This window comes from Klebsiella sp. GG_Kp173, assembly GCF_040062415.1.
In the GTDB taxonomy this organism is placed as follows: domain Bacteria; phylum Pseudomonadota; class Gammaproteobacteria; order Enterobacterales; family Enterobacteriaceae; genus Klebsiella; species Klebsiella quasipneumoniae.
In genome coordinates this window covers 104,156-112,872 of sequence record NZ_JBEAFZ010000009.1, presented here as the reverse complement: position 1 = coordinate 112,872, position 8,717 = coordinate 104,156, and the positions used below count along the sequence as shown (strand labels likewise).

10 protein-coding genes are annotated in these 8,717 nt (G+C 60.5%); 7 read left to right on the top strand and 3 right to left on the bottom strand.

What is annotated here, in order from left to right; all coding sequences use genetic code 11:
- From ABLU50_RS08060 to mdcH, 7 genes are all read left to right on the top strand, one after another.
- A partial coding sequence (locus tag ABLU50_RS08060) for a triphosphoribosyl-dephospho-CoA synthase (RefSeq protein ID WP_348864660.1) occupies nt 1-126 on the top strand: 126 nt, incomplete at its 5' end.
- 17 nt (nt 127-143) lie between these two features.
- Nucleotides 144-443, top strand: coding sequence for a malonate decarboxylase acyl carrier protein (gene mdcC, locus ABLU50_RS08055; protein ID WP_017900317.1), 300 nt, complete (start codon nt 144-146; stop codon nt 441-443).
- Nucleotides 436-1,269, top strand: a complete 834-nt coding sequence (locus ABLU50_RS08050; RefSeq protein WP_023282544.1) for a biotin-independent malonate decarboxylase subunit beta — start codon at nt 436-438, stop codon at nt 1,267-1,269. The genes mdcC and ABLU50_RS08050 overlap by 8 nt, the downstream gene beginning before the upstream one ends.
- Complete coding sequence (gene mdcE, locus ABLU50_RS08045) at nt 1,269-2,069, top strand: biotin-independent malonate decarboxylase subunit gamma (RefSeq protein WP_087833259.1); 801 nt, start codon at nt 1,269-1,271, stop codon at nt 2,067-2,069. Before ABLU50_RS08050 ends, mdcE begins: the two co-directional genes overlap by 1 nt.
- 140 nt (nt 2,070-2,209) lie before the next feature.
- Nucleotides 2,210-3,169 (top strand): AEC family transporter, encoded by a 960-nt coding sequence (locus ABLU50_RS08040; RefSeq protein WP_032455991.1) that lies wholly within the window; start codon nt 2,210-2,212, stop codon nt 3,167-3,169.
- A 3-nt stretch (nt 3,170-3,172) separates the two neighbouring features.
- On the top strand, nt 3,173-3,790 hold the full coding sequence (locus ABLU50_RS08035; protein WP_087833257.1) for a malonate decarboxylase holo-ACP synthase: 618 nt from the start codon (nt 3,173-3,175) through the stop codon (nt 3,788-3,790).
- A complete protein-coding gene (mdcH, locus tag ABLU50_RS08030) occupies nt 3,790-4,692 on the top strand; it encodes a malonate decarboxylase subunit epsilon (protein WP_087833256.1) in 903 nt (300 codons plus the stop codon). The genes ABLU50_RS08035 and mdcH overlap by 1 nt, the downstream gene beginning before the upstream one ends.
- Here mdcH and ABLU50_RS08025 read toward each other — a convergent pair.
- From ABLU50_RS08025 to ABLU50_RS08015, 3 genes are all read right to left on the bottom strand, one after another.
- Nucleotides 4,682-5,608 carry a LysR substrate-binding domain-containing protein gene (locus ABLU50_RS08025; protein WP_004206070.1) on the bottom strand — a complete coding sequence of 309 codons (927 nt, stop codon included), beginning with the start codon at nt 5,606-5,608 and terminating at the stop codon, nt 4,682-4,684. The genes mdcH and ABLU50_RS08025 overlap by 11 nt on opposite strands.
- A gap of 156 nt (nt 5,609-5,764) precedes the next feature.
- Nucleotides 5,765-7,375, bottom strand: a complete 1,611-nt coding sequence (mqo, locus tag ABLU50_RS08020; protein ID WP_231829823.1) for a malate dehydrogenase (quinone) — start codon at nt 7,373-7,375, stop codon at nt 5,765-5,767.
- A 307-nt stretch (nt 7,376-7,682) separates the two neighbouring features.
- Nucleotides 7,683-8,603, bottom strand: a complete 921-nt coding sequence (locus tag ABLU50_RS08015; RefSeq protein ID WP_087833255.1) for an N-acetylmuramic acid 6-phosphate etherase — start codon at nt 8,601-8,603, stop codon at nt 7,683-7,685.
- Nucleotides 8,604-8,717 lie beyond the last annotated feature (114 nt).

Below are 8,717 nucleotides of genomic sequence, written 5' to 3'. Positions count from 1 at the left end.
CCCCCCCCCCCCCCCCCCGCCGCCCTGGCGCGGCTTGACGCGCAGATGCTGGCGCACAACGCCTCGCCGGGCGGCGCCGCCGATCTCCTTGCCGCCACCCTGTTTCTCGACCGGGTTGCCGGCTAACGCATTCAGAGGATGTTATGGAACAGATTACATTGTCATTTCCTGCCAGCCGCGCCCTCAGCGGCAGAGCGTTGGCAGGGGTTGTAGGTTCAGGCGATATGGAGGTGCTCTATACCGCCGCCGGGAGCGATACGCTCCGCGTGCAAATTACCACCTCGGTGGATAACAGCCAGGCGCGCTGGCAGGCGCTGTTCGACCGGCTGAACCTGATCAACGGCCTGCCCGCCGGGCAGTTGGTTATTCACGACTTCGGCGCCACGCCGGGCGTCGCCCGTATTCGTATTGAACAAGTCTTTGAGGAGGCCGCTCATGCGTAACGATCGCAGCTTTATCGAACTGCGCGCTCGCGAACGCGCACACGCCCTGCTGGACGACGGCAGTTACCGCGAACTGCTGGATCCGTTTGACGGCATTATGTCGCCATGGCTGGGCGCTCAGGGCATCGTCCCGCAGTCCGACGACGGTATGGTGGTCGCCAAAGGCACGATCAACGGCCAGCCGGCGGTGGTGATTGCCATCGAAGGCACCTTCCAGGGCGGCAGTATGGGCGAAGTATCCGGCGCCAAAATGGCCGCCGCGCTTGAGCTGGCGGCGGAGGATAACCGCAACGGTATCCCGACGCAGGCGGTGCTGTGCCTGGAAACCGGCGGCGTCCGGCTACAGGAGGCCAACCTCGGTCTGGCCGCCATCGCCGATATTCACGCGGCGATTGTCGATCTGCGCCGCTACACCCCGGTAGTCGGCATCATCGCTGGCACCGTCGGCTGCTTCGGCGGCATGTCCATCGCCGCCGCGCTGTGCAGCTACCTTATCGTCACCCGTGAAGCCCGCCTCGGTCTCAACGGCCCGCAGGTTATCGAGCAGGAAGCCGGCATTGAAGAGTACGACTCACGCAACCGGCCATTTATCTGGAGCATGACCGGCGGCGAAATTCGCGCCGCCAGCGGCCTGGTCGACGCGCTGGTTAACGATGGCGTCAACGCGGTCAAAACCGCGATGAACGAGGCGATCGCCAAAGGCGTACCGGCGCAGCACCGCAGCGACAACTATGACGATTATCTGCGTCGCTTGAGCCAATTCGATACCCGCCAGCAGGCGGATACCGCGCAAATTAAACAGCTTTTTGCCCGGGAGGATAAATAATGAGTCAGTTCCCAAACCGCGCCGCGCTATGGCTGAATAAACTGGCGCCCAACGCGCCGCTGATGAACGGGTTATGCGCCTCTGTACAGGTCGCAGATGGCCAGATTGATGGCGAAAACGTCCGCTTTATCGCCGTGGTGCCTGACGCTAACAACCACTATCCGCGCGCCGCCGGCGGCGAAGTCGGCCTGCTGGAAGGCTGGACGCTGGCGAAAGTGGTCAACGAAACCATCGCCGCCGACGCCGATCAGCCTGTCAAACGGCCGATCGTCGCGGTAATTGATGTCCCGAGCCAGGCCTATGGCCGCCGCGAAGAAGCCTTTGGCATCCACCAGGCCCTGGCCGGGGCGGCAGGCGCCTACGCCAAAGCCCGTCTTGTCGGCCATCCGGTGATTGGCCTGATCGTCGGAAAAGCGATGTCAGGGGCGTTTCTGGCCCACGGCTATCAGGCCAACCGCCTGATCGCTTTTAACGATAGCGGCGTGCTGGTTCACGCGATGGGTAAAGAATCGGCAGCGCGCATTACGCTGCGTACCGTAGAGGCGCTGGAGAAACTGGCGGCGACCATCCCGCCGATGGCCTATGACGTCAACAACTACGCCACGCTCGGCCTGCTCTCTGCTCTGCTTGACATCAGCAATCCGGACGCGCCTGACGACCACGATCTGGCGCTGGTCAGCCACACCTTGCGCGACGCCATCGCTGACGCGCGCCAGGATCCCTCGCTGAAGTGCCGCCTGGGTGCGGAAAACCGCCGCAGTTCGCAGCAGGTCCGCGACCTTATGCGCGCCAGCTGGTAAGACGTTCGTTCGTACGTAAGTAGTAGAAGAAAACCTGCCGGAAGCCGTCCCCCGGAGCGCGTAATAACCGCGCCGGGCAGGGACGGCTTTTAGAAAAAATAACAATCGCGCCAGTACTCTATTTTATTTACAGGTGATTTATGACTTATGTGATTATTCATGCTCTTGCCCCGATTTTCGTCATTATGCTGCTGGGCTTCTGGGCCGGTAAAGCCGGGATGGTAGATAACAAAAATGTCTCCCTGCTCAATATCTTTGTAATGGATTTCGCCTTACCCGCTACGCTGTTCAGCGCCACGGTGCAAACCCCATGGGCCGGTATCGTCGCCCAGTCGCCGCTGGTGCTGGTGCTCACCGGCGCGATGTGGATCACCTACGCCGGGATCTACTTCCTCGCCACCAGCGTGTTCAAACGCACCCCGCAGGATGCCGCGGTGCTGACCCTCACCGTCGCGCTGCCGAACTACGCCGCGCTGGGCCTGCCGATCCTTGGCAGCGTGCTCGGCGAAGGCGCATCGACCTCGCTGTCGGTGGCGGTCTCTATCGCCTGCGGTTCGGTCCTGATGACCCCCTTCTGCCTGCTGATTCTGGAACGTGAAAAAGCCCGCGCCGCGGGGGAAAACACCGGTTCTACGCTGGCGATGCTGCCGGTGCTGATGTGGCGTTCGGTGAAAAAGCCGATCGTCTGGGGCCCGCTGCTCGGGGTGGTGCTTTCCGCTATCGGCATTAACATGCCGGACCTGCTGCTGGCCTCCATCAAACCGCTGGGCCTGGCCGCTACCGCAGCAGCGCTGTTCCTCACCGGGGTGATCCTCTCGGCGCGTAAACTGCAGATCAATGCGCTGATCGCCACCTCCACCCTCGTAAAACTGCTGGTACAGCCGTTTATCGCCTGGGGTCTGGTGATGCTGCTGGGTCTGCATGGCTCCATCGCGATTACCGCGATCCTGATGATTGCCCTGGCCGCCGGCTTCTTCGGCGTGGTGTTCGGCAACCGCTTCGGCGTGCAGTCCCCGGATGCTGAAGCCGTGCTGTTGTTAAGCTCGGTTCTGTGTATCCTGTCGTTACCGCTGTTTATCTCTCTGACTTCAGGACTGTAAACCATGTCATCAACGCCGCGTCCCCACGATTTAGTTTGGTTAAACCACGCCAGCGCCCTGGAAGATATTGCCGAGCCGTGGGTGGTTCAGCAGTGGCGAGCCGCGCTGCCGGTGGTGGTGAGGCGCGACGTTGACGACCAGGCCCGTATCCCGGTTGGGGTGAGGGGCATGAAGCGCGAGCAGCGTGCCGCCGGCTGGGTACAGGCGCAGAATATCGTGCGCAGCGTCACCCCGGAGATGCTTGTCGAGCGCGAAGCATTACTCTGCTCGCCGTTTGTCTCGCAGCCGCCGGTTCAGGCTGCTATCGCCCTCACCTTACACCGCTGGCCCTGGGGCTGGGGCGTCACCGGCAGCACTGGCTACGCGCTGGCGACCGAAATTCCGGTACTCCATGCAGCAAGCGATCTGGATCTGCTGATCCGCGCGCCGCAGCCGCTGGCCCGCGAGGCGCTGCTGGAATGGCAGTCCCGGGTGGCCAAGCTCCCGTGCCGCGCCGATACCCAGGTCGAAACGCCGTACGGCGCCTTCGCCCTCAATGAGTGGCTACGCGATGGGCGGGCGCTGTTGAAAACGTCACACGGTGCGCGCTTAACTACTGCGCCGTGGCGCAGGGAGGAATGATGAAGATTTTGTTTACTTTTCCCGGACAGGGCGCCCAGCGTCCCAACATGCTGGCGGCTATCCCCGACCGCGAAGCGATCCTCAGCCAGGCGTGCGCCGTGCTGGGGGATGAAGTCGATACCCTCGATAGCGCCGACGCGCTAAAGCATACCCGTGCAGTACAACTCTGTCTGCTGATCGCCGGGGTAGCCTGGGCGCGCGAACTACAGCGCCAGGGCGTGGATCCGCAGATGGTCAGCGGGCTCTCTATCGGCGCGTTTCCGGCAGCGGTGATTGCCGGTGCGCTCGATTTCGCCAGCGCGCTGCGCCTGGTAGCCCTGCGCGGCGATCTCATGGAGCAGGCCTATCCTGAAGGTTACGGGCTGACGGCGATTATGGGCCTGACCCGCCCGCGGCTTGAGGCGCTGATGCAGGGCCACGAGGTCTATCTCGCCAACCTCAACGCCGAAACGCAGATTGTAATCGCCGGACGCGATGAAGCCATGGCCGAAGTGGCACAGCTGGCGCTGCAGGCGGGCGCCAGCAAGGCGCAGCGGCTGGCGGTCAGCGTGCCATCGCACTGTGCGCTGCTGGATAAACCCGCCGCAACGCTGGCAAAAGCCTTTGCCGACCTGGCCTTAACGCGCCCGCAGTGCGCCTATTTAAGCGGCTCGACGGCGCGCGTGCTGTGGGACCCGCTGCGGATCGCCGACGATCTGGCGATGAACATGGCGCGCACCGTGCATTGGCAGGAGGCGATGATCGCCGCCGATGAGCGCGACGCGCGCTTAGCCATTGAGATGCCCCCCGGCGGGGTATTGACCTGCCTGACCCGCCAGGCGGGCTGGCGCGGGGAGACCCTTTCGCTGGAACGCAGCGGCGTGGACGTTGCCCGCCATCTGGCGCAGCGGCTTAACGAATAAGGCTCCGGGCGTACATCCTTCCTTCCGCCGCCAGCGCCAGCAGGTCGGCATCGCGCTCGCGATGGTGTGAATAGACAATCGAGATCAGCTGGCGCATCTGGTACGGTTCCGCCAGCTTTAACAGCTGTACATCTTTTTCATAGACTTTCTTCATTCGCCCCGGCAGCAGCGCAAACCCGACGCCCGCCTGCACCAGGCTAATCATCGAAAAGATGTCATTCACCCGGGTGACGATCTCCGGCTCGAAACCAGCGATATGGAATGCTTCCCGAAATCCGGCATAGGTGGCGAACCCCTCCGCCAGCGACACAAACTTGCGATCGGCGTAATCGCGCAGGTCGGCGAGTTGTGAGGCATCCAGCTGCTCCGTCGCCGGGGCGGCGAGAAAAATATCGTCCTCAAACAGCGGCACCACGTCGAAAGCGGTATTGTTGAACTCCCCTTCATTGGTGGCGATCAGGATAGCGTCGAGAGCGTCGTCTTCCAGCATATCCAGCAGCATCTGGTTAGAGCCCATGGTCAGATCCAGCTCCAGCTCAGGGCGCCGCAGCTTCATGCCCATGATAATGCGCGGGACGGTTTCCAGGGTCAGGGAATAAAGAGTGCCGATGCGCAGCCGCCCCTGGCCGACGCCGGCAACTTTGCGCGTCGCCTCAAGCCCCCGGCTCATCAGACTCATCACATCCTGACAATATTCCAGCAGCGTCCATGCCGCCTGCAGCGGCAGTAAATTGCGCCCTTTGTGAACAAACAGCGGGCAGCCCACCCCCTCTTCCAGCGTATGCAGCGCGCGGTGGACGCTGACGCTGCTGAGCTTCATCGCTTCGGCGGTTCTGGCGATATTGCCTTTCGCCATAAACATCATAAAGACCGACAACTTGCGGAAGGTGATCTCCTGGTTGATATCGTCTTGCATAGCCCTTCCACACTCCTGATTTGCTTTTCTTTTTCAATTCAAATCAGTATATCGTTTATGACGGCAAAGTTGCAGGCAGAGCGCGGCGCAGGCGGGGAATAGACGCAAAAAAGGGAAGACCGTGGTCTTCCCTTTTGTTCACTATCAAGTTTGCTTTTACAGCGCCATATCATGCTGCGGCGAGGCGTCGCGCTGAGGCTCAGCCGGCTTCGCGGTCGCGGTGGGCGCAGCCGCTGGCATCTGGATCACCGGCGGTTTCGTCAGCTGCAGGGTCGCGGCGGTATCATCCCAAACCTGCTGGGTCAGCGCCACGTTGCCGTTCAGCTTCTGGCCGTAGCTCGGCACGATCTGGTGGATACGGGTCTGCCACTCCGGCGAGTTAAACTGCGTCGGGAACATCTGCTTGAGCACATTGAGGGTGATCGGCGCAGCGGTGGAAGCCCCCGGCGACGCGCCAAGCAGCGCGGAAATGGTTTTCTGCTGATCGACCACCACTTCGGTGCCCAGTTTCAACACGCCGCCCTTCTCTGCGTCTTTCTTAATGATCTGCACGCGCTGGCCGGCCTGGATCAGCTTCCAGTCCTCTTTACGCGCGTCAGGGTAGTACTCTTTCAGCGCGGCGAAGCGGTCATCATCGCTGAGCATCACCTGGCTGACGAGATATTTCACCAGATCGAAGTTGTCGAGACCGACGTGGGTCATCGGCAGCACGTTGTCAGTGGTAGTGGTGCTCAACAGGTCGAAGAAGGAACCGTTTTTCAGGAACTTGGTCGAGAAGGTGGCGAAAGGCCCAAACAGCACCACGCGCTTGCCATCGAGGTAGCGGGCGTCAAGGTGCGGTACCGACATCGGTGGTGCGCCGACCGAAGCCTGGCCATACACTTTCTCGAGGTGCTGCGCGGTGACCGCCGGGTTCTCGGTCATCAGGAACGAACCACCCACCGGGAAGCCAGCATAGTTGTCCGCTTCCGGAATACCCGTTTTTTGCAGCAGCTTCAGCGCGCCGCCGCCGGCGCCAATAAAGACGTATTTCGCATCGATGGTCTGCGCCTCGCCGCTCTGCACGTTCTTAATGGTTACGTGCCAGGAGTTATCGGCATTGCGTTTGAAATCGGTGACCTCAGAGGAGGTTTGCAGGGTGAAATGGCTGTTTTTCTTCAGGCTGCCGATCAGCTGTCGGGTGATTTCGCCATAGTTAACGTCGGTACCCACCGGCGTCCAGGTGGCAGCCACTTTCTGCTGCGGATCGCGGCCTTCCATCACCAGCGGCGCCCACTGTTTAATTTGCGCGTGGTCGGTGGAGAATTTCATCCCCTGGAATAAGGTGGTCTGCTGCAGCGCGGTATAACGCTTCTGCAGATAGTCGACATTATCGCCCCAGACGAAACTCATATGCGGCGTGGAATTAATAAAGGAGTGCGGGTCGTGCAAAATACCGCGCTTCACCTGTGCCGACCAGAACTGACGGGAAATCATGAACTGTTCGTTAATATCCAGCGCTTTGCTGACGTCAATCGATCCGTCCGCCCGCTCCGGCGTATAGTTCAGCTCCATATTTGCCGAGTGACCGGTACCGGCATTATTCCAGCCGTTGGAGGATTCCAGGGCCACGCCGTCCAGTTTCTCCACCATCGTCAGGTTCCAGTCCGGCTGCAGCGCCTGCAGCCAGGTGCCAAGCGAGGCGCTCATGATCCCGCCGCCAATCAGCAGGAAGTCGGTTTTTTTAGAGGTATCCGCTTCAGCATGCGTCGCCGCGCTGACAAACATCGCTAATGCGGTAAAGGAAATAATCGTTTTTTTCATTGCAGGCATAATAGAATTATCACGTAGCACACGGTAATAAGAGGCAGCATATTAACGCACTTTTACTTTATTTTAAAATATCATTTACACTCTCGCATTTTTAATCAAATAATTATTTAACTTAAAAAATCAGAGCGGCACTAAAAAATAAGCGTCGGCGTAAAATATCACTGAAAATTCAGCGCAATTACCGGAATAAATAGAAGAGAGGAATTTCTTTAGTTAATAAAGTGCAGGCGCGCACACCGTTTGTGCGCGCCTGGCTAAAGGCTTAATGGGCGGGAGTGACAGCGCTGCGCTGGGCTTCGCGCAGGGCGAGACGCAGATGATCGTGATGTTTGGTCAGCAGCTCCCGTGCGTGCCAGGCGTCCAGCCCGCTGAGCAGCATCAGGATAGCGGTGCGGCAATGGTGGTGGCAGCTGGTCAGCGCGGCTTTCGCTTCGCTGCGCGTGCAGTCGGTGGCCGCCATGACAATCGCCACCTGCCGCTCCGCCCAGTGTGGACTGTCAGCCTGCAGATCCACTCGCAGGTTGCTGTACACCCGGCCGTCACGGATAGCGAGGCCCGTCGACACCATGTTAAGGATCTGCCGCTGGGCCAGCCGGGCCTTCGGATTGGTCAAGCCCGCCACCGCTTCCGGCCCGGTTTGCGGAGCAATAGTAATATCCGCCAGCTGCGCCGCCTCGCTGGCCGCCTGCTGAGTCACCACCGCGATCGGAGCCCCCAGCGACCAGGCGTGGCGCATCGCCCCCCAGACCCATGGGGTCTTGCCGCTAACGGTAAGCGCCAGCAGCATATCGTGGCTGGAAAAGTCCAGCGACTGCAGCTCGAAGGCGCCTAGATCGTAATTATTCGCCGCGGTCTCCCGCTCGGCCATCGCCGCCGTCTGCCCACCGGCAATCAGCCCCACCAGCGCGTGTTTGCCTTCCGGAGAGTAGTCGCTGACCGCCTGGACAGCCGTGCGGCCTGATTCCCCGGCGCCGATAATAACCAGACGCCCTCCCCGGCTCATTGTCGCGGTGGCAATATCAATCAACCGGGCGATATCCGGCAAACAGGCGCCAACCGCCTCCGATATCTGCTTATCATCCTGATGCAGCATCGCCAGCATGTCGGCGGTGGCGAGGCGATCGATGTGGGTGGTATCCGGGTGACGACGTGCCTGCATTGACGCGGTTAGCGAACTGCTCATAACAACCTCCATTTACGACAGAAAAAGCGCATCTCGGCGAAATCAGCGGCCTGATGCATATCCTTATATTCATCAGGACTATTTAACCTCTGTCGCCACTATAAGGGGAATCTT

What these genes read in the sequence shown, in the direction of transcription:
- mdcC (WP_017900317.1), top strand. Translation starts at nt 144, where the DNA reads ATGGAACAGATTACATTGTCATTTCCTGCCAGCCGCGCCCTCAGCGGC.
- ABLU50_RS08050 (WP_023282544.1), top strand. Translation starts at nt 436, where the DNA reads ATGCGTAACGATCGCAGCTTTATCGAACTGCGCGCTCGCGAACGCGCA.
- mdcE (WP_087833259.1), top strand. Translation starts at nt 1,269, where the DNA reads ATGAGTCAGTTCCCAAACCGCGCCGCGCTATGGCTGAATAAACTGGCG.
- ABLU50_RS08040 (WP_032455991.1), top strand. Translation starts at nt 2,210, where the DNA reads ATGACTTATGTGATTATTCATGCTCTTGCCCCGATTTTCGTCATTATG.
- ABLU50_RS08035 (WP_087833257.1), top strand. Translation starts at nt 3,173, where the DNA reads ATGTCATCAACGCCGCGTCCCCACGATTTAGTTTGGTTAAACCACGCC.
- mdcH (WP_087833256.1), top strand. Translation starts at nt 3,790, where the DNA reads ATGAAGATTTTGTTTACTTTTCCCGGACAGGGCGCCCAGCGTCCCAAC.
- ABLU50_RS08025 (WP_004206070.1), bottom strand. Translation starts at nt 5,608, where the DNA reads ATGCAAGACGATATCAACCAGGAGATCACCTTCCGCAAGTTGTCGGTC.
- mqo (WP_231829823.1), bottom strand. Translation starts at nt 7,375, where the DNA reads ATGTTTGTCAGCGCGGCGACGCATGCTGAAGCGGATACCTCTAAAAAA.
- ABLU50_RS08015 (WP_087833255.1), bottom strand. Translation starts at nt 8,603, where the DNA reads ATGAGCAGTTCGCTAACCGCGTCAATGCAGGCACGTCGTCACCCGGAT.